A 23,606-nucleotide genomic window follows, 5' to 3' on the forward strand; every position below is an offset into this window, starting at 1 on the left:
AATGGCACAAAGGCGCATAGAGTATCAAGGTGAATGTTTTGAGTTAAGTTATGAAAGGCGCAAACCTTTGCATATAGACATAATAGAATCGAGTTCTATTCCGATGATACTTTTTTTGCACGGCTGGGGAAGCAATAAAGATGTGATGAAAATTGCTTTTAATCAATGTTTTGCTGAATACGAGCATATTTATCTTGATATGCCCGGCTTTGGTAATAGCCCTAATGAAAAGCCTTTGCATACACAGGATTATGCAGGAATTGTATGTCAATTTCTTATCGATATAAACGCTCCTACCACAGAAGATTCTATTGTTGTGGGGCATAGTTTTGGTGGAAAAGTGGGGGTATTATGTAAGCCAAAAGAGCTTATTTTGCTCTCTTCTGCTGGAATTAGAGTGCCAAAAAGCTTAAAAGTGCGATTTAAGATTATGACTGCAAAAATTATGGGAAAGCTTGGATTAAGCAAATTCAATAAAATATTTCGTTCAAGTGATGTAAAAACAATGAATGAGGGAATGTATCAAACATTTAAAAATGTTGTTGATGAAGATTTTTCTTTAGAATTTAGTGCGTATAAGGGTAAAACAAGTATTTTTTGGGGTAAAGATGACAATGTTACACCACTTTTTTGTGGCAAAAAGATAGCGGAGCTTATGGCAAAAAGTCGATTTTTTGTTTTAGAAGGAGATCACTATTTCTTTTTAAAGCAGGGTGCTAAGGTCGAGCAATTATATAAGGAGCAAGTATGAAAGAATGTAGGGAGTTTAGGGTATTTGGTCGTGTGCAAGGTGTAGGTTTTCGTAGATTTATTCAAGCAAAAGTAGATTCTATGAATCAACCAATTGAACTTATAAGCGGACATATTTGTAATCTTGAAGATGGGAGTGTGCGTGTAGTAGCACAATCAGAAGTGCAAATGTTAGATAAATTAGAACAGCTCCTCAAAATCGGGACAATTAGAAGTGTGGTTGAGCGTGTAGAATCCACACTCTTAGAAAATGATGAGAATTTAAGTGGTTTTGAGATTCTAAGACAGGAGAAATAGAGATAATGCTATTGGTTGATATGTTAGCACAATGGGTATTTGTAGGTTGTGTTGCATTTTATATTGCAACAAATTTGCAATGGTATAATTATAGCCTTAAGAGAGTGGTTTTTATGCACCATAAGTATATGTGGCATATTTACTACTTTGTAACACCTCTTATTGTATATATAGGTATATTTTTTATTCCACATCCTGTAGGTGATTATGTGTTAATAGGTTTAAGTGCTATATATGCTGTAATGATTCTTGTATGGCATTTGAAGCTTGATAAAAAACTCAATGCAACAAAGCGTATTGTGAGGTTTTTTGTTGTTTTATTTATTTTTATGGTGTTTAATGAAACCCTGTGTTATAACCTTGGGGTAGAGAGCACATTACTTGACCTTATGTCTCTTGTTTTTGCATTTATCACTTCCCGTATCTATGAAAGGGTTTTGCTTAATCGTTTTATAGCTTTAGCAAATGAGAAACTTGAAGTTATGTCGCGTCTTTTGATTATTTGTGTAACAGGAAGTTATGGTAAGACAAGTATAAAAAACTTTCTTGAACAGATTCTAAAAGAAAAATATCGCGTATATGCCACACCTCGTAGTGTTAATACGCATACAGGTATTGTTGCAGATATTAATACAAATCTTGAGTATATTACTGAAATTTATATTGCTGAAGCTGGTGCGCGATGTAAGGGGGATATTGCTCTTATTTCTCAATTTTTGAATCCTCATTATTCTGTAATTGGTGAGATAGGGGAGCAGCATATAGAATATTTCAAAACACTTGATAATATCGTAGAAACAAAATTTGAGTTATTAGAGAGTTCTCGTTTAAAAAAAGCCTTTGTTTTTAAAGATAATCCTAAGCCATCGCACATAGAGCCAAGCACGATGAAAAAGATTCAGTATTTTCCTGAAAATGTGCGTAATATCGAGGCAAATCTTGATGGCACAAGTTTTGAGCTTTTTATCAAAGATGAATGGTATCGCTTTGAGACAATGGTGCTTGGAAGATTTAATGTTGTAAATCTAAGCGCAGCTATTTATGTAGGAGTGGAACTAGGGCTTAGGATAGAGGATATGCAAAAGGCGACAAAACGTATAGAGCCAATCCCACATCGCTTACATAAGATAGAGGCAAATGAAAAACTTATTCTCGATGATAGTTTCAATGGGAATCTTAAGGGTATGAAAGAGGCTATTCGGCTTTCTTCCCTTTATAATGGGCGTAAAATTATTGTAACACCCGGTATAGTAGAAAGCACACCAGAGGCTAATATTGAACTTGCTCAAGCTATTGATGAGGTATTTGATATTGCTATTATCACAGGTGAGCTTAATAGTAAGATTCTAAGAGAGCATATTCATAGGGCGCAGATTCTTATTTTGAAAGATAAAGCTGCTGCACTTGAAGATATGCTAAAATCTTGCACACAACCTCACGATTTGGTGCTTTTTAGTAATGACGCACCAAGTTATATTTAAGGGTAAAGGAAAGCAATGGATAGAATCTATGCGCCTTGGCGGAGTAAGTATTTTGGCTCTTGTGCGCAAGGCTGTGTATTTTGTACTATTGCAAGTAATCCACAAGATGATGAGAAAAATCGTGTTATTTATCGTGATGATAAGATTTTTGGCGTTATGAATCTCTATCCTTACACGCCCGGACATTTTATGCTTATTCCTTTGGCTCATTGTGATTCACCTGAAGAATTACCTTTAGAGATTTGGCTACATTTGCATAAATTCTCGTATAAGGCAGCAAATGTGCTTTATGAATATGGTGCGCAAGGTGTTAATATGGGTTTAAATATTAAAAAAGCAGGTGGAGCGGGGATACCCGAGCATTTGCATATGCACTTTGTGCCTCGTTATCTAGGCGATACTAATTTTATAACAAGTATTGGTGAGGCACGCACTTATGGAATGGATTTTGATAGTGTGTATGCGAAAATCAAGGTATTAGGTGCAAAATATTTTATTGAAAAAGGAATATAATGAAAGCAAAATATCATTTCTTTTCACGCGTATTTATGGGGATATGTGTATTTATGGGGATATGTGTATCAAGCTATGGAGCAAATGATAGATATAACTATTTGCTTTTTAGCAATAATTATACAGAAGTCCGAAAAGGCATTAATCTTGGTGCAGATATTGAAGCGCGTTTGCGTGGAAGCACACCGCTTTATGATGCAGCGCGTAAGGGAAATATGGAGATTTTGCATTTACTTATTGAACGTGGAGCTGATGTAAATGCAGTGTGCCACGGTGAGACACCTTTACTTAAGGTTGTGGCTCTTAATAATCTTAGGTTTGCTCAAGCTCTGATTAATAAAGGGGCAAAGGTAAGGGTAGCTGATGAACATTTAGGAAATACACCACTTCATTATGCAGTAATGAAAAAAAATCCAGAAATGATAAAACTTCTTTTATCTAATGGTGCGGATATGTATGCAGAAAATTTTAAAGGAGATACACCAGCGCGTTATATTCTTGCTAATCGCTCCTTACCTGCTGTGAGTATTAAAAATAATGATATTACATTAAAGGCTTCTGCGTTTAATTTAGGACAAGGAAGTGTAAATATCACTATAAGCAATGAGAGTGAGAAATTTGCCACAATTAACTATATGGCACTCTATATTAATGGAGATTTAATAAGTGAGAGTGAGGTAAATAAAAAAATTCCTCCACATTCAAGTGCAGCAGTTGGGAGTTTGAGTATTCCTACTGATACTTATGAGGCAATCCGACTTAAAAAATCCGGCACAACAGATATTAAGTATGGTTTTGCAGTAGAATATGACCTCGAGGGAAAAAATAAGAATCTTTATAAAAAAACAAGCACAGAACTCAAACTTTGGTAGATTCTCTATTTTGGAATCTGGAGCAAAGTAGTTTAATGATAACCTTGTGTTTTGCCTAACTCTTGCAAATTGATAACAAGCTTATCATATGTTGTCTGCGCTTCTTGCAAGGTATCTTGTAAAAGCTTTAAGGAGGCTTTCATACCACCTTGAGATTCTGCTTTGCAAAGCTTTGCGTAAAGATCGCTCACAAATGCTACACCATCTTTACTCGGGCGGCGACGCACAGAATAGTAGCCTATAATTTTATTATTATCATCGTAAGAGGGTGTAACATTGGCAAACACCCAATAAATTTTTTTATCCTTTGAGGAATTTTTCACAAAAGCAAAAAATTCTTTGTTGTTTTGTATATTCTCCCATAATAGCTTGAATGCGATACGAGGCATATCTTGATGACGCACAAGATTGTGTGGTTTGCCTAAAAACTCATCTTCTTTAAAGCCACTAAACTGCACAAAATCACTATTGCCATAAGTAATCATTCCTTTCAAATCGGTTTTGGAAGTGATGAGGGTATTATCTTTGAGAAATATCTCTTGTGCCATAATTGCTCCTTGAAGTGGTAGATAGAGTTTGATTATTACACAAGCACTCTAAAAACTCCCTTAGAATACCAAAATGCTATAATATACTTTTGATTTTTGTGATACCTTGTAAAATTAAAGGAGTATTATGGGAGATTCGTTGCTTATAGCAGCCTATAAACCACCTTTTATAAGCTCAAATGCCTATCTTTCTTACTTAAAAAGGTATTTTGGCATCTCAAAGGCAGGTTATCTTGGCACACTTGATCCTTTTGCAAAAGGCACACTTGTTGTAGGATTTGGCTCTTATACACGACTTTTTCCGCATTTGCAAAAGACTCCTAAAATTTACAGGGCAACCTTATGGCTTGGCGTGAAATCTGCGAGTTTAGACATTGAAAATATAGAATCTGTGAGTATCCCTCAAGTCTATGATGAGAGTGATATAGTTTCAGTCATTACTTCTATACGAGGTAAAATTACCTATATTCCACCAAAGTTTAGTGCAAAGCATATTGATGGTAAGAGGGCTTATGAGCTAGCACGAACAGGACAAGATTTCACACTTAAGGAAACGCAAATGGATATTTATTCTATGAAGTTGCTATCATATCGCCACCCTTTTGTGCATTTTGAAGTGAGTGTGAGTGAGGGAGGATATGTGCGGAGCATTGGTGAGATGATAGCACATAGATTAGGCACACAAGGCGTATTATCAAGCTTAGAGCGCGTAAGTGAAGGAGCTATGAGTGTGGAATCTCATCAAGGATTTAAGATTCTTAATCCTTTGGAGTATTTACCTTATCCACAGCTTGACAATATGTCTCTTTATGCGCAAGATTTGTATAATGGAAAGAAAATCACTCTAAAAAATATACAAAAAGGTAAATATATAGTGTGTTTTGATGAATTTTTCTCTATAATAAAGGTTTGTGAAAATGGTTGTATCGAATATATTTTAAATAGGATAGAATATGTTAATTCTCTCACGCAAACAAGATGATAGTATAATAATAGGCGATGATATAGAGGTAAAAGTTGTCTCTATTGATAAGGGCAGTGTGCGATTAGGATTCTCCGCTCCAGAATCTTATGTGATTTTACGTGGAGAGCTTAAAGATGCTATTACTCAAGCAAATAAACAAGCTTCGCAAAATGCTGATAAACACTCTCTCAAACAGATTCAATCTTTGTTAAAGGTCAAAGATAAATAGGTGTGCGAAGTGGTTTTTAGAATCTACCCAAAACTAAATATATTTTTAAAAATCATAGGGTATCAAGACGGATACCATCAGATTAATTCTCGCTTTGTGAAAGCTTATGGGGAGATTTATGATGAAATGGAAATAAAAGCACATTCTCACTTTGTGCTCAAGGGCAATTTTAATTGTGCTATGGAGGATAATTTAATATTTAAAGCAAAATGTGCTATGCAGAAGTTTTTAAGCACACAAGAAAAAAAAGTGCAAGATTTAGAATCTCTTCATATAGAAGTGCAAAAAGCTATTCCTCAAGGTGCAGGACTTGGTGGTGGAAGCGCAAATGCAGGAGTATTTTTACGAGCTGCGAATGAGTTTTTAGCACTTGGTTTAAAAGAGGGTGAGCTTATGCAAATAGCACAAAGTGTAGGTTCTGATGTGAGTTTTTTTGCAAGTGGTGCAGCGAGTGCAAATGTGCGTGGGAGAGGTGAAGATATTGAATCTTTTGTAGAATCTCCTTTGAATTATGATATTTATACACCAAATATATTTTGTGATACAGCAAAAGTATATCAACACTATGCGGCTGCTATTAAAAGTCAAGGTATTACTTATAGCACACCTACTAATGAGTATTTTAAGCTTACAAGTAAAGAGTTGCTTGATAGAGGTGAAACAAAAGAAGTAATGAATGATTTGTTTGTGAGTGCGACTTTTATATACCCTATGCTTAAAGATATTGCGCGTGAGCTTGGAGATAAGTGGTATTTTAGCGGTAGTGGTAGTAGTTTTTTTAAACTTAAGGGCATAAAATGCAGCAAAAAATGATTGCTAAAAACAAAAAAGCATATTTTGATTATGAGATTCTACAAACCTTAGAGAGCGGCATTGTTTTAGTTGGTAGTGAAGTGAAAAGTATCCGTGCAGGACGTGTGAATCTTAAAGATAGCTTTGTGAAAATCATCAAGGGCGAAGCATTTTTATTTAATACACATATTTCATTTTTGGAGCATACTTATACATATTTTAAACCAAATGAACGCGCTCCACGTAAGCTTTTGCTTCACAGAAAAGAAATTGACAAACTTTTTGGTAGCGTGAGCACGCAGGGTTTAAGTATTGTGCCATTAAACATTTATTGCAATCAAAAAAATAGAATTAAACTTACCATTGCACTTGTGCGAGGAAAAAAATTACACGATAAACGAGAAAGTATTAAGAAAAAAATGCTTGAACGCGAAGCAAGAGCAAATATGAAAGATTATGGTAGAAAAATATAGGAGTGGTTTTGTGAGGGAAGTTGTCGATTATGGTGTGCTTGGATTTTTACTCTTTTTGAGTATAGTAGTGCTTGGTGTGGCATTTGAGCGTTTGTGGGTGTATCATAAAATTGATGTATCACGTTTTGATGATAAAAGAATCTTGGAGCTGTTGCTTCATAAGCGGCTTACTCTTATTGCAACTATTGGCTCAAATGCACCATACATAGGACTTTTAGGAACGGTTTTTGGGATTATGGTAACTTTTGTGGAAATTGGCTCAAATGCACTTATTGATACTCAAAGCATTATGGTGGGGCTTTCCCTTGCACTTAAGGCAACGGCGGCTGGATTGATTGTGGCGATTCCCTCTATTGTATTTTATAATTTTTTATTGCGTAAAACAGAGGTTATCCTTGCACTTTGGGATATTGCACATAATCCCCCGCCAAAGACTAAAATAACAACAAGGTATGATGTGTGAAAAAAATAGATTCTCTTAATCTTATTCCTTTTATTGATATTATGCTTGTATTGCTTGTCATTGTGCTCACAAGTGCTTCATTTGTTGTGCGTTCATATATACAAGTTGATGTGCCTCGCCTTGAAGATACACAGGGGCAAAGCACGCACAAAAAAGAATCTCATACTATTACTATTGATAAGCAAGGACATTTTTTTCTCGATAATAAACCTTTGTCTCTCAATGAATTAAAGGCACAAGTGGGGCAGTTTGATAAAAATACACAGGTGATTATTTATAGCGATAGGCAAAGCAATTTGGAGTTTTTTCTCGAAGTTACCACAATGCTACGCGACAAAGGTATTGATGATGTATATGTTAGCACAGAGCATAAATAGTATCTAATACAAGGAGGGTTATATGCAAGAAATTATTTGGCTTCTCAATATTTGTTTTACGATTTTAATGGTGGGTTTATTTGTATGGGATTTTAAGACCTTTGGTGAGCCTACACACAAGGATTTTAAGGCAGTTATTATGAGCACAGGGGTGCTTGGGACATTTGTGGGTATCTTTATAGGACTTATGGGTTTTGATACCCTTGCTTTACAAGATTCTGTGCCTCTTCTTCTTGATGGGCTAAAAACAGCATTCTATACTTCTATTGTGGGTATGGGATTAGCGATTGCTCTTTCTATTATCCAGAGGGCAAAAGGTATAAAAAGTGCGCAAGATATGAATATGGACTATGTTGTAACACAAATGGGACATCTTGACCATCTTAGGGGACTTGTAGAGATTAATAATAAGATTAAAGACCTGCCTAGTATAGAGGATATGCATATGATGAATGCAGATACAAATGCTCTTTTACACAAGATAGATTCTTCATTGCAGGCGACAATTACACAGCTTGCTTCAGGAGCTTCTAAGGAGCTCATCGGTGCATTAGAGCTTGTTATTCGTGATTTTAATCACAACTTACAGAATCAATTTGGTGAGAATTTTAAGGAGCTGAACAACGCAGTAGGACGACTTCTTTCTTGGCAGGAAAATTACAAGCAAAGTATAGAGCAAACACAGGATTTGCTTACTCAAGCAAACAAAATGATGACAGATAGTGCAAATGCGATGAATAATACACAAGCAACTTTAGAATCTGTGGTCGCACAAAATACAAGTGCAATGGAATTTTATGCACAAACTTTAAAACTTATAGAGGATATGCAAAATAAAGGTGAAATCTTGAATGCCAAACTTCAAGAAGTAGCTACATTAGGCGCACACGCACAGCAATGCCTTCAGAATATGGATAGTTTCTTTACAAAAGCCACACAGAATCTTGATGCATTAGAAGATAGCACAAATAAACATATTGATGAGCTAAAAGGGCAGGTTAGCACTTATTTTACACAGCTAGATTCATATGCGGAGCAAAATATGGAGCGTTTGGAGAAGTTCATAGAGCATAGCTCAAATGTAGCACAAGATAATATTAGCACAATACTTGAAACTCATAGTGCAGGATTTAGCTCACAATGCAATAAGTTTGCAGAACAAAGTAAAGGATTCTTTGAAGAGATTGTAAATAGTGCAAATACACATCTTGTAGATTTGAGCAAACTTTTGGAACAAAATATTACACAAAATACAGAGCTAAATGATAATAATGCTCAAGAGTTTGCGCGTTTAAGGGAGTATATTGCCAAGAATCATAGCGCAATCGTGCAAAGTTTAGAATCTAGCCTTACTTATGTAAATTCACATAATGAGGTAATTATGCAAGATATGGTAAAAGGTTTAAAAGAAATGCAAGAGCAATATCTTGTGCTTATGCAAAACAATATGGATAGCACATTAAATAAAGAGCAAGAGATGATAAAGGTGAGGCTAGAAAGTTTAGGTGAGCTTAGCGCAAAAAGTGATGCTTATGTCAATGCTCAATATGAGCAAGTAAGCGGATTTGTTAAAAAACTTGCAACCGAATATTTAAAAATTATACAAAAACTCACCAAGGATTCAGTAGCAGTTCCAAAAGATATGGGTGTGCAGGTAGTAAAAGACTTTGGCACACTGCAGCATAATCTCCTTTCACATTTGGGAAATCTCAACGCACAGATTCAACATAATAGTATGCAGCTTATTGAGCTTTATCGCAATGTGCAAAATACTATAAATGAAAATATAGAGGGCAATAAATCCTTGCAAAAAGAGATTAAGGGCACATTTGATACATTAGATACGCAAATGAGTGCAAGTATGGAGAATTTCAAGGAGAATTATGAGTGGTTTTTACGCCGTGTGCGTGAGATTATTGGCTCAAGATAGAATGAAAAGGGTATAAACTATGAAGTATAATCAATGGATTAGTATTTCTGATATGATGGCTGGTATTATGATGATTTTTTTGCTTATCACAGTGTCTTTTATGTTAATTACGCAAAAAGCACAAGAAGATTTACGAGTCCAAAATCAAAAACTCTTAGAAATTAATGAGGCGATGAGTAGCATTGCAAAAGATTATTCTGATTTGCGTCAAGAATTGTATGAAGCACTATTGAAGGAATTTGGTAAGGATTTGAAGGTGTGGGACGCATCTATTGATGAAGACAATACAATTCGGTTTAACGAACCTGAAGTGCTTTTTGATATAGGAGCAAAGCAAGTCAAAAAACGTTTTAAGGATATTTTAGATGATTTTTTTCCGAGATATGTGAAGATTTTAGCTTTAGAGAAATTTCAAAATAGTATTGAGGAGATTCGTATTGAGGGACATACTTCGCAAGTTTGGTTTGCAGCAAATACACTTGAAGAGCGTTATCTTGGTAATGCTGAACTCTCGCAAGCTAGAGCATTAGAAGTATTAAAGTATTGTTTTAATCTTAAAAGTATTAATTCTTACAAAGAATGGCTGGTTAAGGTATTTCGTGCTAATGGTTTATCTTTTGCCAAACCACTTGAGGATGATGATAAATCAAGACGAGTGGAGTTTAGAGTGATTACAAAAGCAAATAAAGATTTGCTTAAAATCCTTGATATTAGTAAAGATTTTGAGTTAAAATAACCTATTTTTAAGTATAAAATAGGCATAATCCCCCACTTTACTTTAATCCTAATTTTAAGGCTAAAATATGAAAAGAACCTATCAACCTCACAATACACCAAAAAAACGCACACACGGCTTTCGTGCAAGAATGAAAACAAAAAATGGTCGCCGTGTAATCAATGCAAGGAGAGCAAAAGGTCGTAAAAGACTTTCTGTGTAGGAATTATCTTAGATGAGGTTAGATTCTCTTAAAACAAAGGCAGAATTTGACTTTATCTACAAGAATGCAAAGAAATTTTTTCATAAATATTTTGTGCTTTATGTGTTGAGAATCTCTCATTATCACTCTCATCACCCTAAAGAAAAAAAAATCCTACACACACTTCAATCTCATCAAGTAGCACTTCATATTGGTTTTAGTATTTCTCGCAAAATTGGCAAGGCAAATAAACGCAATTTATTAAGAAGACGCGTTAAAGCGATTATGTATGAAAACCGCATAAAATATGAGGGGCTTGTGTGCGTTTTTGTCGCAAAAGAAGGTGTTACTTGTATTGATTTTGCGACTTTAAAGAAGGATTTACTTTTTGCTCTTGATAAAACACAAGAGATTATCAATTCCTAATTAAGGTAGAAAATTTTAGATGTATAGAGTGCGTTGGATTTGTATTCTTTGTGTGAGATTTTATCAAAAGTATTTTTCTCCCCTCACAATAGGTGCTTGTCGTTATTATCCAAGCTGTTCTGAATACACTTTGTGGCTTTTAATGTTTGATAATCCTTTTTATGCTTTAGGTAAATCTTTTATGAGGATTTTGCGTTGTAATCAGCTTTTTGCAGGAGGTATTGCTTATCCCCAAGCAAAGATTCTGTTTAAAAATATTGTGTTTGTCCCCAAAAAGGTAAAATATTGGTTTGTCCCCACTACAAATACAAGTTTTTTAGATATAATAAATGCTTTTAATCAAACTTACATTGTGCGAGTTTATATTATTAAATCACTTTTTTAAAGGTAAAATTATGTATCGTCCAAATGAACAAGATAATGGTATATCACTTTCGCGTGTGCTTCTCGCAGTTGGTTTATCTATTGCATTTTTTGCTGTTTATGCATATTTTTTTCCACAAAAACCTACACAAACTCCTACAAAAACAGAGATAAATGCTTCAAATGATGCAAAAACAGATGCTAATACCCAAGATATATCATCTCCTTCCTTTCCCTCATCGCAGATTCCTCATCAATCTTCAGTAGAATCTGCACAGGCTATACAATCTCCTATAACAAATAATCCACAATCTCTTAAGCAGACAATCATTGCACATATTCAATCAGAACATTTTGACATTGAAATTGATGCGCTAGGGAGGATTAAGCAGGTTTATCTCAAAGATGAGCAATTCACTCGCGGTGAGCAAAAAAGTCTTTTTGGTATGGTTGGTGAAGTTTTAGGATTCAAATCATCTCATAGAGAGACATTAGAAAAACTTCCTTTATTTGATGAAAATGGTTTGCATACAATGGAAGTGCGCTTTAGCGATTCTAGTCTTAACCAAAAAGCTTTTAATACACCATATACGACCAATATAAAGCATATCACTTTAGAGAATGCTCCTATTGAGATTATTCTTACACAGAATCTTGATGATGTTGTGCTAACAAAATATCTCACTATTCACCCTAATCTTGCCTATGATGTGCGCATAGAGATTAATCAGCCTCATATAGAATATTTTGTAAGCAATGGTATGCGCCCGACTGCTGACCCTGATACTTATGCGTTTAGAGGTGTAATAACTCGCAATACTCTAGATTCTGTTTTGACAAAAATTGAAGATGGAGATGCAAGTAGCGATTATCTTGCTAAAACCGCACTTGATGTGCGTCATTCGAGCTTTGTAGCAAGTGTGGATAGATATTATGCGAGTTTATTTTTTACAGATAACCCACAAGGTTTGTATGTAGTAGTAAGTGGAGATAATGCACATAATCCTATGCCCTATGTGCGTTTTGAAGGTAATGCAAGTTTTGCTGGGTATATAGGACCAAAAATTTATAAAGAACTTCAAAGTATTGATGAGACACTTACTGATGTCGTGGAATATGGACGCATTACATTTTTTGCTAAACCACTTTTTGTCTTACTTGAGTATCTTTATGATTTATGTGGAAATTGGGGTTGGGCGATTGTGCTATTGACACTTATTGTGCGTATTGTGTTATATCCTCTCACTTATCGGGGTATGATGTCAATGCAAAAACTTAAGGATTTAGCTCCTAAGATGAAAGACTTGCAAATGCGTTATAAAGATGACCCACAAAAACTTCAAATACATATGATGGATTTGTATAAAAAACACGGCGCAAACCCACTCGGGGGCTGTTTGCCTTTACTCTTACAAATTCCTGTATTTTTTGCAATTTATCGTGTGTTACACAATGCTGTAGAACTTAAGAGTTCGGCTTGGATTCTATGGATTAATGATTTGTCTGCAATTGATCCTTATTTTGTGTTACCTGTGCTTATGGGGGCAAGTATGTATCTCTCTCAAAAACTTACACCTTCAAATTTTACAGACCCTATGCAAGAGAAAATCTTTAAAATGTTGCCTATTATTTTTACGATATTTTTCATTATTTTTCCATTCCCAGCAGGGCTTGTGCTATATTGGACGATTAATAATGTATTTTCTATTATCCAGCAAATCCTTTTAAATAAGGTTATGGAGTCACGTAAGGCAAAAGAGATTGCAGAACATCATAATGACCATCATCATAATGAAAAGCATACAAATAAGAACACAAATAAAAAAGGAATAAAATGAAAAAAATTGAAGAAAAGACTTTAGAAGCAGCCCTTATCAAGGCGTCAATAGAGCTTGGTTGTTCAGTTGCTGATTTAGAATATGAAATTGTGCAAAATCCTAGTAATGGTTTTTTGAATCTAGGCAAAAAAAATGCAATTATCATTGTAGATACAAAAACTAAAGAAGCAAATACCAAGGCACTAAAAGCAGAATATACAAAATCTTTAGAATCTATAGAATATAAAGAGCCAAAATACCACCAAGAGCACATTGAAGAGAAAAAAGAATCTCCTAGAGATTTTTCAAAAACTCTAAACTATGAATCATATACACAAGATTTTTCACAAGATATTTGGGGCAAACAAGAAATCTTTGTGCAAAGTGATGAGCATCAAGATGATGAGGCGAATGTAGCACAAATTTGTGCAGAAATTAAAGAGCTTTTTGCAATGCTTCCTTTTGAAATTGATAAATTTGATGTGTTTTTAGGAGAGGATAATGAGCTTTCTGTCTATATTGATGGACGCGATTGTGCGTTGCTTATTGGCGAGAGAGGTTATCGTTACAAAGCACTTTCTTACTTACTTTTTAATTGGATTAACCCAAAATATGGCTACACATTACGCTTAGAAATTGCAGAATTTTTGAAAAATCAAGAAGAAATGATTGATGTATATTTGAAAGATATTGTGCGACTTGTCAAGGCAAATGGCAAGGCACAAACAAAAACGCTTGAAGGGATTTTGGTCTATATTGCGCTTAATAAATTGCGTGATATATTCCCTGATAAATATGTATCTTTGCGACAAACTGAGGCTGATGAAAAATATATCATCATCAATGAGTTTAGACGATAGCACAATCGTTGCTATTGCTACACCTGTAGGTGTTGGAGCAATTAGTATTGTGCGATTAAGTGGAAAAAGTGCGTATAGTATTGCTCTACGCTTGACTCACAGAGAGGAACTTAAGCCTAGATATGCGCATTTATGTCATATTTATGATATACAAGAAACAATCCTTGATGAAGCCATAGTGTTGTATTTTCCTGCACCACATAGTTATACAACACAAGATGTATGTGAGGTGCAATGCCACGGAGGATTCGTGAGTGCTAGGGCGATTGTTGAATTATGCATCGCATTAGGGGCAAGGATAGCTCACGCAGGAGAATTTACTAAACGCGCTTTTTTGGGCGGACGACTTGATTTGTCTCAAGCACAGGCTATAGCAGGACTTATCACCTCTCAAAGTATAGAATCAAACAAAATTCTAATGCGCCAGCTTAAGGGTGATGTGGGTGTTTTTGTAAATCGCATACGAGAATCTTTACTTGAGATTCTTGCTTTTGCTGAAGTTAATATTGATTATAGCGAAGAGATTGATGAAGATTATAGAGATGAGATGTTCAAGCGTTTAGGTAATATAAAAGATGAGTTAAGTCGTGTCTATGAATCTTCTCTCTCACGCTCTGCTTTGCTTGAAGGCTATACATTAAGTATTGTAGGAAAGCCAAATGTAGGTAAAAGTTCTTTGCTGAATGCGCTTTTAATGTATGAGCGTGCCATTGTAAGCAATGTAGAGGGGACAACGCGCGATACGATAGAAGAGAATTTGCATATTAATGGTGCTTTGGTGCGTCTAGTTGATACGGCTGGTATTAGGCAGAGTGATAATGAGATTGAGCGTATAGGAATTACCAAAACAAAAGAGGCATTGCAACGAAGCGATATAATCCTTGCTCTTTTTGACGCTTCTCAACCATTTGATGAAAAAGATAAAGAAGTGCTTGATATGCTCCACACTTGCAATGATAAGCATATTTTGATTATTTTTAATAAAACTGATTTGCCATTGCTTTGCGATGAGGAGTATTTAAAAGATTTTTTTGCTACACATAGTAAAGCTTTGCTTCCTTATCCTTTGCATATAAGCATACAAAATAATGGCGCACAAAAGGTGAGAGAATCTTTGCAAGAGATTGTTCATACACAAGTTGGCGATGAAAGTCTTGTCCTCACTTCTACTCACGCACTTGAGTGTATGAGTAGCGCGTTAGATTCTCTATGCAAATCTTATGTAGTGCTTGAAAGTGGTGAGATTGAACTCTTTGCATATTGTATTCGTGATACACTAGATTTTATAAGTCGTATTACGCACCCTTATGAAAGCACAGAGCTTCTTGATAAGCTTTTTGGCACATTTTGTCTAGGAAAATGAGATTTGATTTTTCACATTCCATTATGGAACAAAAAGTTTTATTTGGACGCTCAATTTGGCTTAAGCACGATGAACTTATCCACCCTATTTGCAATGGCAACAAAGCGCGTAAATTTGCTTATCTTTTGCAATCTCTGCCATACACAACTTGGATAAGTTATGGGGGTAATCAATCTAATGCAATGTTTGCTCTTGCTTATCTTGCTCATTTGAAAGGTGTGGTATTTAAGTATGTAATGCCTTCTCTTCCTTCCTTACATACCAATCAAGATTTACTCGTTGGGAATCTTGCCTCATCACTTCAATGGGGTATGCAAACCTATACTTTGCCAACAGGGAGTAATTGCTTAAGTTTAGAATCTTATGCCAAAAAACTCATCGATGAGAATAGTCTTTTTATTCCGCAAGGTGGTATTATTGATGGTGCTTTGGAAGGTATGAATTCCCTTGCTATGGAGTTAGCTCAAAGTATTGGTGGTAAGCCTGTGATTTTTTATACAAGTGGGAGTGGTGTAGGGGTGATTGCTCTTCAAAAGGCTTTGGATAGGTTTTTTCCACAAGCTGATTTAGTTGCTATTGATTGCGCAGGAAGCGAACTAAAGGCTAAAAGCAAGGTTCATAATGTGGAGCATATGCGGATTCTGCAATCTCCTTTTAAATTTGCTAAGCCATATAGAGAGATATGGGAGATGAGAGCGTATCTTGCAAGTAAGGGTGTAGCTTGTGATTTAATCTATGATAGCCCTGCATTTTGTGTTTTACAAAAGCATTTGGAAGTATTTAGACACAGGGACATTGTGTTTATTCTCTCCGGTGGGCTTATGGGTGATGTAACGCAAGAGGAGCGTTATAAAAAGATATTTTCCTTTAAATAGAGTAAAATCTAAAAAATAGGGCATCGAATGAGGTTCTTAGAGAATATCGCATATAGACAAATACCTACGAGTGTGATACAATCACACATTTAAACACTCTAAGATTCTATAAAGTGAGTAAATAAGGAAAGCGATGGAAGCTTTAAATACGCCACAAGAATATATACGCAATTTTTCAATTATCGCTCATATTGACCACGGCAAATCTACGCTTGCAGATAGGCTTATACAAGAATGTGGAGCAGTGAGTGAGCGTGAAATGACTGCACAAATTATGGATACTATGGATATTGAAAAAGAGCGAGGCATTACTATTAAAGCACAATCTGTGCGCCTAAGCTATCTTTATAAAGGACAAATTTATACGCTGAATCTCATTGATACACCTGGACACGTGGATTTTAGCTATGAAGTATCACGTTCATTGACATCTTGCGAGGGAGCTTTACTTGTGGTAGATGCAAGTCAAGGTGTGGAAGCACAAACAATCGCAAATGTATATATTGCTATGGAAAATAATCTTGAAATTTTGCCCGTAATTAACAAGATTGACTTACCTGCAGCCGACCCATTGCGTGTGTGTGAGGATATAGAATCTACAATCGGACTTGATTGCACAGATACTCTTTGTGTGAGTGCTAAAAGTGGTGAGGGTATTGAGAAACTTCTTGAGCGTATTATAGAATGTATCCCTGCTCCTAATGGCGATATTAATGCTCCTACAAAGGCACTTATTTATGATAGTTGGTTTGATAACTATTTGGGAGCATTAGCTTTGGTGCGTTTAAAAGATGGTGTATTGCGTGTGGGACAAGAAGTGCAGATGATGAGTAGTGGCAAAAAATATGAGGTATTAAGTTTATATTATCCTCACCCTGTCCAAAAGATTCCCACACAAAGCATTGCGTGTGGTGAGATTGGCATTATCTCACTTGGGTTAAAAACGCTTACAGATATGGCAGTGGGTGATACAATCACAGATTCTAAAAATCCTACAAAAACACCTATTGAGGGATTTCGTCCTGCTAAACCTTTTGTGTTTGCAGGTATTTATCCTATTGAAACGGATAAATTTGAAGAGTTGCGTGAGGCATTACATAAGCTTAAGCTCAATGATTCTGCTTTAAGCTTTGAGCCTGAAACAAGTGTAGCTTTAGGTTTTGGATTCCGTGTGGGTTTTTTGGGGCTTTTGCATATGGAGGTAGTGAAAGAACGACTTGAGCGTGAGTTTGGACTTTCACTTATTGCTACTGCACCAACGGTGATATATGAAGTGAATCTTACCGATGGTTCAAAGGTATTTGTGCAAAATCCTAGTGAATTACCAGAAACTCAAAAGATAGAATCTATTTATGAGCCTTATGTGAGGGCAAATATTATTACGCCTAGTGAATATGTAGGTAATATCATTACCCTTCTTTCAAATCGGCGAGGTGTGCAAGAGAAAATGGAATACCTTAATCAATCGCGTGTAATGCTTGTGTATGCGCTTCCTAGCAATGAAATTGTAATGGATTTTTATGATAAACTTAAGTCTTGCACGAAAGGCTATGCGAGTTTTGATTATGAGCCTATAGAAAATCGTCAAGGTGATTTGGTGCGGCTTGATATACGAGTAGCAGGTGAAGTGGTAGATGCACTTTCAATTATTGTTGATAAATCAAAGAGTTATGAAAAGGGTAGAGCTTTGGTAGAAACTATGAAAGAAATTGTCCCAAGACAGCTCTTTGAAGTGGCAATTCAAGCAAGTGTAGGGAGCAAAATCATTGCACGAGAGAGTGTAAAATCTATGGGTAAGAATGTAACTGCAAAATGCTATGGTGGGGATATAACGCGTAAAAGAAAATTGCTTGAGAAGCAAAAAGAGGGTAAAAAAAGAATGAAAGCTATCGGGCGCGTGGAATTGCCGCAAGAAGCATTTTTAGCTGTGCTAAAAATTGATTGATAAAAATAATCCTAATTCGCATTTATATGAAAAGAAAGATAATGCAAGTGCTTGAAAAGTTTAAAATAAAGAGGTTTGTAAATGATACCATTTCTTGATGTCAAAGCGATAAATAAACGATTTCAAGCTGAATTTGAATCTGCCTTTAATGCAGTGCTAAATAGTGGTTGGTATGTTCTAGGAGAGCAGGGTAAAAGCTTTGAGCGTGAGTTTAGCGCGTATTGTGGGACAAATCATTGTGTAGGTTGTGCGAATGGTTTGGACGCTTTGCGACTTAGCATTAAAGCACTTGGATTTGGCGTTGGCGATGAGATTATCGTCCCTGCAAATACTTATATCGCCTCCATTTTGGCAATCACTGATAATGGCTGCACACCTGTATTCGTAGAGCCAAGCCTAGAGACTTATAATATTGATGTGAATTTAATTGAAGCACATATTACACCAAAAACTAAAGCTATTCTTGTTGTGCATCTCTATGGACAGGCAGTGGAAATGCAGCATATATGGGATTTGGCACGAAAATATGATTTAAAAATTATTGAAGATTGTGCTCAAGCGCACGGCGCGATATATCAAGGCAAGAGAGTAGGGAGTTTGGGCGATGTGAGTGGATTTTCATTTTTTCCGGGCAAGAATCTAGGAGCATTAGGTGATGGTGGCTGTGTGGTTACAAATGATAAGGTTTTGGCAGATAAAATAAGGGCTTTGGGAAATTATGGCTCGTATATTAAATATGAAAATCTCTATGCTGGGCTTAATTCAAGGCTTGATGAGATTCAAGCAGCATTTTTGCGCCTCAAGCTCAAAGCCCTTGATAGCGATAATAAAAGACGACAAGAAATAGCAAGAGCTTATAGAGAGCAGATTCAAAACGAGCATATTATTCTCCCACAGACCAAAAATGAAGAGGAAGCAGTATGGCATCTTTTTGTTGTGCGCACAAAAAATCGTGCGAAATTGCAGGAGTATTTGGCACAAAATGGAATTCAAACACTTATCCATTATCCTATTCCACCCCATAAGCAGCAAGCCTATAAGCAGTATAATTATTTAAGTTTGCCTATCACAGAGCAAATTCATAGTGAAGTTCTTTCGCTCCCCATAAGTCCTGTGATGAGTGATGAACAAGTGGGTGCAGTAATAGAATCTGTCAATGCGTTTAAGCCATAGTAGCAATAAATGAAGGAGTGAGAGTGGAATATAAAGTCGTAGAGATTATGGGGGGATTAGGTAATCAAATGTTTCAATATGCCTTTGCTAAGAGTTTAGAACATCATTTACAAATACCGATTTTGCTTGATAAAAGTTGGTATGACAATCCAAAAAACGCAAAGATGTTGAGCTTAGATATTTTTCATATGGACTTAGTTTATGCGACAAAAACACAAGTGATTGAAGCCCTAAATCACCCAAATATAGAGCAACTCACAGAATCTCGGGCATTTGAGCGTAAGCCAAAAATTCTAAGGAGTATTCTTAAGTGGCTAGGTTACAAAAAGCCGACTTTTTCTACTCCACCTTTTGAGTATAGGGCAGAGTACCTTAAGTCAAATAATATTACCTATTTTCACGGCTATTTTCAGAATCCGAGATACTATCAAGGCATTGATGATTATATTAAAGAATCATTATCCCCCCCCCCCATTAAAAGTCTAGAAAATCTCTCCAAACTTGATCAGATTCTAAATACTAAAAACAGCATTTTTATTCACATTCGGCGAGGAGATTATCTTTCACTTTCTTGGCAAATAGATATAGAGTATTATAAAAAAGCTGTGGCTACTATTGTAAATAAGATAGAGAATCCACATTTTTTTCTTTTCTGCGCAGATAGGGAATTCGCACACAATCTTGACTTAGGTTATCCTTTTATTGATATGACTTCAGAGAATATAAGTCTAGATAATCATTTTGAGGATTTAATCTTAATGGCGCATTGTCAGCACGGCATAGTGGCAAATAGTTCTTATTCTTGGTGGGCTGCTTATTTGATAGAAAATCCTCACAAGATTATCATTGCTCCAACACCTTGGTTACATAGCAATGATGAAATTATTTGTGATGATTGGATTAAGATACAAGCTGAAAAAGAGGTAAGATTATAAATATTAAAGCTAGCTCAATCAAATTTATCCTTATACAGGTCAAATAGAAATATAAAAGATTCATAAAAAGATTTAGTTAGAAAAGGATTTTGAGTGATTAAAATGTGTATAATATACTATTTCATATAAAAGGAATTACAATGGATATTTTACATTTGGTTAAAAGAAGGCTCAAGCATTTGAAAAGGAGATTACGAACCTTACAATCTTATTATGGGGGGGTACTTCACGCAGAAGTAAATACACATTAGATGCTTCAAGTAGTATGTCGCAAAATATTGCACAAGAATTACAAAATGATGATATTAAGCAAAAAATAGAGAAACTTTTATCAGGACTAGATTCACAAAGTGTAGCTTGTGTAAATAGGATTCTAGCTCGTTTAAACCTCGCATCTTATTGGAAAAATAAAAAAATTTATGCACTCACCAAAGAAGAGAAGCGCACACTCAAGCGTCTAAAGAATGAATTTTATCCACATATTTTGCCACTTAAAGATTGCTATTTTTATAATGGCTATTTTTTACCTATTAAACATTTTGAGGTCAGTGTATTTTGGCACAAACATAGCCTTTATATGATAAAAAATTGGGATAAAATAAGACAAAAGAATATTATAGATGTAGGTGGATATATCGGTGATAGCACACTTATTTTGCAAAATTATACAAATCAAAAAAATTTATTCTTTTGAGGCTATGAGTAAAAACTATGATTTGATGTGTAAAACCCTTAATCTTAATCACATAAACAATGTCATTCCAATTAAAAAGGCTTTGGGTGCGGGATTTGGGCAGATAAAAATTGCTCGTTATGGTGGCGCATCAAGTGCAGCTATATTTAGAAGTGATGATTTTGAATGGATTGAAATGATGACTTTAGATGCTTTTGTCAAAGAACATAATCTTGAAGTAGGCTTTATTAAGGTAGATATTGAAGGCTTTGAAATGCCATTTTACAAGGTGCATTAGAGACAATTAAGACACAAAAACCTGCAATGCTTGTAAGTATTTATCATCAAGGAAGTGATTTTTTTGGTATCAAACCTTTTTTGGAAGAGCTTAATTTTGGCTATACTTTTAGGATTCATAAACCAATAGATGAGAGTGTGTCAGAGGAGACTTGTTTATTTTGCGAGGTGATAGATGAGAGTAATTAAATCAAATTGCGACTGAAATAGCGACTTAAATCATCGGCAAAAAGTGTTACTATAATGCTATTTTGCACTTTATTAGCAAGTTTAAGGCAAGCTTGCAGACACGCTCCAGAAGAGATTCCTGCTAAAACCCCCTCTTTTTTGGCGAGGATTCTTAATCCTTGATAAGCCTCCTCATCGCTTATCTTTTCTACGCTATCAATGAGTGAGGTATCCATTGTTTGAGGAATGACATTATTGCCAATGCCTTCTATATTTGCACAACCTTCTTTTCCTCCACCAATGATAGAACCAATAGGGTCGCAAAGCACACCTTGTATGTGAGAATCTTGCTCTTTAAAGTAGCGCATACAGCCACTAAAACTTCCTCCACTTCCTGCTCCACAAACAAAATAGTCAAAAATTGGCATACGAGTAGAGTAAAGTGTTTGCATATCAGTATAAATTTCTGCGGCTGTGGTGAGATAATGTGCGTATGGATTTTGTGGATTCTCAAATTGATTAAGGCTAAAGGATTGTGGAGTGGCTTCAAGAAGTTCTTTAGCTTTATCTATTGCTCCTTGCATACCTTTTTCTGCTGGAGTCTGAATAATTTCTGCACCAAGTGCCCGAGCAAGTGTTTGCTTTTCTATTGAGAATTTATCGGGCACAACAAGTTTTACTTTGCAACCAAAACGCTGTGCAACAAAAGCGATTCCAAGTCCTGTATTTCCAGCAGTTGCTTCAATCACTACAGAATCTTTTTTTAGTTTTCCTTCCTTAAAGAGTTTTTGAAAAATATATAATGCTATGCGGTCTTTCACACCACCTGCGGGATTGCAAGATTCTAATTTTGCAAAAATACGATTCTTGTTTGGAATCTGAATATGTGTGAGTTCTAAAAGTGGTGTATTGCCAATAAGCTCAAGACTTGAGTAAAAAATCATCTTACCTCTTTGATTTTTCAATAGCCTGATTAACATCATCAAGCAAATCTTGCGCATATTCTATGCCTACTGATAGGCGGATAAGATGTTCGGATATACCCATACTCTCACGTATATCTTTTGGGATTGAAGCGTGAGTCATAGATGCAGGGTGGCAAAGTAAGGATTCTACTCCTCCTAGACTTTCAGCTAGGACGATGATTTTAGTTGATTTAAAAAAGATTCTATAATCAAACTCTTTTTTAAGTTCAAAGCTTAACATTCCACCCCCACTGCGTGCTTGTGCATTTTGAATCTTATAGCCTTCATCGGTAGGCAATCCAGGATAATACACCTTCTTCACTGCTGGATTTTCACTTAAGGCTTGAGCAAGAAAAAGTGCATTTTCGCAATGTCGTTGCATTCTTAAGCCTAGGGTTTTCATACCGCGTATGAGAAGAAAACTATCAAAAGGAGCAAGCACACCACCAATACTATTTTGCAAAAATCCAATCTTTTCAGCAAGGATAGAATCATTGACAACTACAAGACCTGCTACAAGGTCGCTATGTCCTCCAAGATATTTTGTTGCTGAATGCACGACAATGTCAATGCCAAGTTCTAAAGGCTTTTGTAAATAAGGAGTCATAAAGGTGTTATCCACAATGCTTAAAATACCTTTTTTCTTAGCAAGGGCAGCAACTTGCTCTAAGGGTGTAACGCTTAAGAGCGGATTTGCTGGAGTTTCTATAAGCACAGCCTTAACTTCTGGAGTAATAGCAGTTTCTAAAGCATTTAAATCGCGTGTGTCAATGATTTTATAGCCAATCTTAAAGTGTGAAAAAACTTTATCTAAGATTCTAAAAGTGCCACCATAAACATTGTTTGAAATAATGATACTATCGCCACTTTGAAAAAGGCTTAAAATTGTGCCAATAGCTGCCATACCAGAGGCAAAAGCAAAACCAAATTTTCCACCCTCGCATTCAGCAATAAGGCTTTCAATTCCATCGCGAGTGGGATTTTTGGTGCGTGAGTATTCATAGCCCAGATTCTCTCCTAATGCTCTTTGGGCATAGGTAGAAGTTTGATAAATAGGGAGATTCACAGCCCCTGTGCGTGGGTCTGTGGTAGCTCCGCCGTGAATAAGAAGTGTATCAAGTGGGCTTTTCATACTTTATC

28 protein-coding genes are annotated in these 23,606 nt (G+C 35.7%); 25 read left to right on the forward strand and 3 right to left on the reverse strand.

Going from position 1 to position 23,606, the window contains the following annotated elements:
• The first annotated feature begins 1 nt into the window (after position 1).
• The 5 genes from LS65_RS04825 to LS65_RS04845 are packed head-to-tail and all read left to right on the forward strand — an operon-like array spanning position 2 to position 3,913.
• A complete protein-coding gene (locus LS65_RS04825) occupies positions 2-751 on the forward strand; it encodes an alpha/beta fold hydrolase (protein WP_034360961.1) in 750 nt (249 codons plus the stop codon).
• A complete protein-coding gene (locus tag LS65_RS04830) occupies positions 748-1,047 on the forward strand; it encodes an acylphosphatase (RefSeq protein WP_034360960.1) in 300 nt (99 codons plus the stop codon). Before LS65_RS04825 ends, LS65_RS04830 begins: the two co-directional genes overlap by 4 nt.
• 5 nt (positions 1,048-1,052) lie before the next feature.
• The gene (locus LS65_RS04835; protein ID WP_034360959.1) at positions 1,053-2,528 is read left to right on the forward strand and encodes a Mur ligase family protein; all 1,476 of its coding nucleotides are present in this window, start codon (positions 1,053-1,055) and stop codon (positions 2,526-2,528) included.
• Positions 2,529-2,543: 15 nt separating this feature from the next.
• Positions 2,544-3,041, forward strand: a complete 498-nt coding sequence (locus LS65_RS04840; protein WP_034360958.1) for an HIT family protein — start codon at positions 2,544-2,546, stop codon at positions 3,039-3,041.
• A complete protein-coding gene (locus LS65_RS04845; RefSeq protein WP_034360957.1) occupies positions 3,041-3,913 on the forward strand; it encodes an ankyrin repeat domain-containing protein in 873 nt (290 codons plus the stop codon). Before LS65_RS04840 ends, LS65_RS04845 begins: the two co-directional genes overlap by 1 nt.
• Positions 3,914-3,945: 32 nt before the next feature.
• On the opposite strand, the gene LS65_RS04850 is transcribed toward LS65_RS04845, so the two are convergent.
• Positions 3,946-4,461, reverse strand: coding sequence for a PAS domain-containing protein (locus tag LS65_RS04850; RefSeq protein WP_034360955.1), 516 nt, complete (start codon positions 4,459-4,461; stop codon positions 3,946-3,948).
• A gap of 127 nt (positions 4,462-4,588) precedes the next feature.
• Between LS65_RS04850 and truB the strand changes: the two genes are divergently transcribed.
• From truB to LS65_RS10155, 20 genes are all read left to right on the forward strand, one after another.
• Entirely contained in the window at positions 4,589-5,443 is an 855-nt protein-coding gene (gene truB, locus LS65_RS04855) for a tRNA pseudouridine(55) synthase TruB (RefSeq protein WP_034360953.1), read from the forward strand.
• Positions 5,415-5,654, forward strand: a complete 240-nt coding sequence (locus tag LS65_RS04860; protein ID WP_034360951.1) for a carbon storage regulator — start codon at positions 5,415-5,417, stop codon at positions 5,652-5,654. Before truB ends, LS65_RS04860 begins: the two co-directional genes overlap by 29 nt.
• Positions 5,655-6,467, forward strand: a complete 813-nt coding sequence (locus tag LS65_RS04865) for a 4-(cytidine 5'-diphospho)-2-C-methyl-D-erythritol kinase (RefSeq protein WP_236096635.1) — start codon at positions 5,655-5,657, stop codon at positions 6,465-6,467.
• Positions 6,452-6,919, forward strand: a complete 468-nt coding sequence (smpB, locus tag LS65_RS04870; RefSeq protein WP_034360949.1) for an SsrA-binding protein SmpB — start codon at positions 6,452-6,454, stop codon at positions 6,917-6,919. The genes LS65_RS04865 and smpB overlap by 16 nt, the downstream gene beginning before the upstream one ends.
• A gap of 10 nt (positions 6,920-6,929) precedes the next feature.
• On the forward strand, positions 6,930-7,382 hold the full coding sequence (gene exbB, locus LS65_RS04875; protein WP_034361878.1) for a TonB-system energizer ExbB: 453 nt from the start codon (positions 6,930-6,932) through the stop codon (positions 7,380-7,382).
• On the forward strand, positions 7,379-7,759 hold the full coding sequence (locus LS65_RS04880) for a biopolymer transporter ExbD (RefSeq protein WP_034360947.1): 381 nt from the start codon (positions 7,379-7,381) through the stop codon (positions 7,757-7,759). The genes exbB and LS65_RS04880 overlap by 4 nt, the downstream gene beginning before the upstream one ends.
• Before the next feature lie 22 nt (positions 7,760-7,781).
• Positions 7,782-9,689: a hypothetical protein gene (locus LS65_RS04885; protein WP_034360945.1), complete on the forward strand. Its 1,908-nt coding sequence runs from the start codon at positions 7,782-7,784 to the stop codon at positions 9,687-9,689.
• 19 nt (positions 9,690-9,708) lie between these two features.
• Complete coding sequence (locus LS65_RS04890) at positions 9,709-10,425, forward strand: OmpA/MotB family protein (protein WP_034360942.1); 717 nt, start codon at positions 9,709-9,711, stop codon at positions 10,423-10,425.
• A gap of 67 nt (positions 10,426-10,492) precedes the next feature.
• A complete protein-coding gene (gene rpmH, locus LS65_RS04895; RefSeq protein ID WP_034360941.1) occupies positions 10,493-10,627 on the forward strand; it encodes a 50S ribosomal protein L34 in 135 nt (44 codons plus the stop codon).
• A gap of 12 nt (positions 10,628-10,639) precedes the next feature.
• On the forward strand, positions 10,640-11,032 hold the full coding sequence (gene rnpA / locus LS65_RS04900; protein WP_034361876.1) for a ribonuclease P protein component: 393 nt from the start codon (positions 10,640-10,642) through the stop codon (positions 11,030-11,032).
• A gap of 19 nt (positions 11,033-11,051) precedes the next feature.
• Positions 11,052-11,417: a membrane protein insertion efficiency factor YidD gene (gene yidD / locus LS65_RS04905; RefSeq protein WP_084707882.1), complete on the forward strand. Its 366-nt coding sequence runs from the start codon at positions 11,052-11,054 to the stop codon at positions 11,415-11,417.
• A gap of 10 nt (positions 11,418-11,427) precedes the next feature.
• On the forward strand, positions 11,428-13,233 hold the full coding sequence (yidC, locus tag LS65_RS04910) for a membrane protein insertase YidC (RefSeq protein ID WP_034360938.1): 1,806 nt from the start codon (positions 11,428-11,430) through the stop codon (positions 13,231-13,233).
• A complete protein-coding gene (locus tag LS65_RS04915; RefSeq protein ID WP_034360936.1) occupies positions 13,230-14,072 on the forward strand; it encodes a Jag N-terminal domain-containing protein in 843 nt (280 codons plus the stop codon). The genes yidC and LS65_RS04915 overlap by 4 nt, the downstream gene beginning before the upstream one ends.
• Positions 14,035-15,435 carry a tRNA uridine-5-carboxymethylaminomethyl(34) synthesis GTPase MnmE gene (mnmE, locus tag LS65_RS04920; protein ID WP_034360934.1) on the forward strand — a complete coding sequence of 467 codons (1,401 nt, stop codon included), beginning with the start codon at positions 14,035-14,037 and terminating at the stop codon, positions 15,433-15,435. Before LS65_RS04915 ends, mnmE begins: the two co-directional genes overlap by 38 nt.
• On the forward strand, positions 15,432-16,310 hold the full coding sequence (locus LS65_RS04925) for a pyridoxal-phosphate dependent enzyme (protein ID WP_034360932.1): 879 nt from the start codon (positions 15,432-15,434) through the stop codon (positions 16,308-16,310). Before mnmE ends, LS65_RS04925 begins: the two co-directional genes overlap by 4 nt.
• A 133-nt stretch (positions 16,311-16,443) precedes the next feature.
• Positions 16,444-18,255, forward strand: coding sequence for a translation elongation factor 4 (gene lepA / locus LS65_RS04930; protein WP_138129778.1), 1,812 nt, complete (start codon positions 16,444-16,446; stop codon positions 18,253-18,255).
• Between the two features lie 81 nt (positions 18,256-18,336).
• Positions 18,337-19,428 (forward strand): DegT/DnrJ/EryC1/StrS family aminotransferase, encoded by a 1,092-nt coding sequence (locus LS65_RS04935; RefSeq protein WP_034360928.1) that lies wholly within the window; start codon positions 18,337-18,339, stop codon positions 19,426-19,428.
• 23 nt (positions 19,429-19,451) lie between these two features.
• Positions 19,452-20,363, forward strand: coding sequence for an alpha-1,2-fucosyltransferase (locus tag LS65_RS04940; protein WP_236096636.1), 912 nt, complete (start codon positions 19,452-19,454; stop codon positions 20,361-20,363).
• Between the two features lie 265 nt (positions 20,364-20,628).
• The gene (locus LS65_RS10150) at positions 20,629-21,057 is read left to right on the forward strand and encodes a hypothetical protein (protein ID WP_236096637.1); all 429 of its coding nucleotides are present in this window, start codon (positions 20,629-20,631) and stop codon (positions 21,055-21,057) included.
• A gap of 4 nt (positions 21,058-21,061) precedes the next feature.
• The gene (locus LS65_RS10155) at positions 21,062-21,334 is read left to right on the forward strand and encodes an FkbM family methyltransferase (protein WP_236096638.1); all 273 of its coding nucleotides are present in this window, start codon (positions 21,062-21,064) and stop codon (positions 21,332-21,334) included.
• Between the two features lie 184 nt (positions 21,335-21,518).
• Here LS65_RS10155 and LS65_RS04950 read toward each other — a convergent pair whose 3' ends face one another.
• Together LS65_RS04950 and LS65_RS04955 are read right to left on the reverse strand one after the other, a co-directional pair.
• The gene (locus tag LS65_RS04950) at positions 21,519-22,445 is read right to left on the reverse strand and encodes a PLP-dependent cysteine synthase family protein (RefSeq protein WP_034363582.1); all 927 of its coding nucleotides are present in this window, start codon (positions 22,443-22,445) and stop codon (positions 21,519-21,521) included.
• 1 nt (position 22,446) lies between these two features.
• Positions 22,447-23,598, reverse strand: coding sequence for a trans-sulfuration enzyme family protein (locus LS65_RS04955; RefSeq protein ID WP_034363579.1), 1,152 nt, complete (start codon positions 23,596-23,598; stop codon positions 22,447-22,449).
• Positions 23,599-23,606: the final 8 nt, after the last annotated feature.

Origin of the sequence: Helicobacter japonicus (assembly GCF_000762845.2) — a bacterium.
GTDB lineage: Bacteria > Campylobacterota > Campylobacteria > Campylobacterales > Helicobacteraceae > Helicobacter_C > Helicobacter_C japonicus.

Coding starts and splice junctions, on each gene's coding strand:
- LS65_RS04845 (WP_034360957.1), top strand. CDS start 3,041: ATGAAAGCAAAATATCATTTCTTTTCACGCGTATTTATGGGGATATGT.
- yidD (WP_084707882.1), top strand. CDS start 11,052: ATGTATAGAGTGCGTTGGATTTGTATTCTTTGTGTGAGATTTTATCAA.
- LS65_RS04915 (WP_034360936.1), top strand. CDS start 13,230: ATGAAAAAAATTGAAGAAAAGACTTTAGAAGCAGCCCTTATCAAGGCG.
- yidC (WP_034360938.1), top strand. CDS start 11,428: ATGTATCGTCCAAATGAACAAGATAATGGTATATCACTTTCGCGTGTG.
- mnmE (WP_034360934.1), top strand. CDS start 14,035: ATGAAAAATATATCATCATCAATGAGTTTAGACGATAGCACAATCGTT.
- LS65_RS04830 (WP_034360960.1), top strand. CDS start 748: ATGAAAGAATGTAGGGAGTTTAGGGTATTTGGTCGTGTGCAAGGTGTA.
- LS65_RS04850 (WP_034360955.1), bottom strand. CDS start 4,461: ATGGCACAAGAGATATTTCTCAAAGATAATACCCTCATCACTTCCAAA.
- lepA (WP_138129778.1), top strand. CDS start 16,444: ATGGAAGCTTTAAATACGCCACAAGAATATATACGCAATTTTTCAATT.
- LS65_RS04925 (WP_034360932.1), top strand. CDS start 15,432: ATGAGATTTGATTTTTCACATTCCATTATGGAACAAAAAGTTTTATTT.
- LS65_RS04935 (WP_034360928.1), top strand. CDS start 18,337: ATGATACCATTTCTTGATGTCAAAGCGATAAATAAACGATTTCAAGCT.
- LS65_RS04860 (WP_034360951.1), top strand. CDS start 5,415: ATGTTAATTCTCTCACGCAAACAAGATGATAGTATAATAATAGGCGAT.
- LS65_RS04825 (WP_034360961.1), top strand. CDS start 2: ATGGCACAAAGGCGCATAGAGTATCAAGGTGAATGTTTTGAGTTAAGT.
- LS65_RS10150 (WP_236096637.1), top strand. CDS start 20,629: ATGTCGCAAAATATTGCACAAGAATTACAAAATGATGATATTAAGCAA.
- LS65_RS04890 (WP_034360942.1), top strand. CDS start 9,709: ATGAAGTATAATCAATGGATTAGTATTTCTGATATGATGGCTGGTATT.
- smpB (WP_034360949.1), top strand. CDS start 6,452: ATGCAGCAAAAAATGATTGCTAAAAACAAAAAAGCATATTTTGATTAT.
- LS65_RS04835 (WP_034360959.1), top strand. CDS start 1,053: ATGCTATTGGTTGATATGTTAGCACAATGGGTATTTGTAGGTTGTGTT.
- rnpA (WP_034361876.1), top strand. CDS start 10,640: ATGAGGTTAGATTCTCTTAAAACAAAGGCAGAATTTGACTTTATCTAC.
- LS65_RS04885 (WP_034360945.1), top strand. CDS start 7,782: ATGCAAGAAATTATTTGGCTTCTCAATATTTGTTTTACGATTTTAATG.
- truB (WP_034360953.1), top strand. CDS start 4,589: ATGGGAGATTCGTTGCTTATAGCAGCCTATAAACCACCTTTTATAAGC.
- LS65_RS10155 (WP_236096638.1), top strand. CDS start 21,062: ATGAGTAAAAACTATGATTTGATGTGTAAAACCCTTAATCTTAATCAC.
- rpmH (WP_034360941.1), top strand. CDS start 10,493: ATGAAAAGAACCTATCAACCTCACAATACACCAAAAAAACGCACACAC.
- LS65_RS04840 (WP_034360958.1), top strand. CDS start 2,544: ATGGATAGAATCTATGCGCCTTGGCGGAGTAAGTATTTTGGCTCTTGT.
- LS65_RS04955 (WP_034363579.1), bottom strand. CDS start 23,598: ATGAAAAGCCCACTTGATACACTTCTTATTCACGGCGGAGCTACCACA.
- LS65_RS04950 (WP_034363582.1), bottom strand. CDS start 22,445: ATGATTTTTTACTCAAGTCTTGAGCTTATTGGCAATACACCACTTTTA.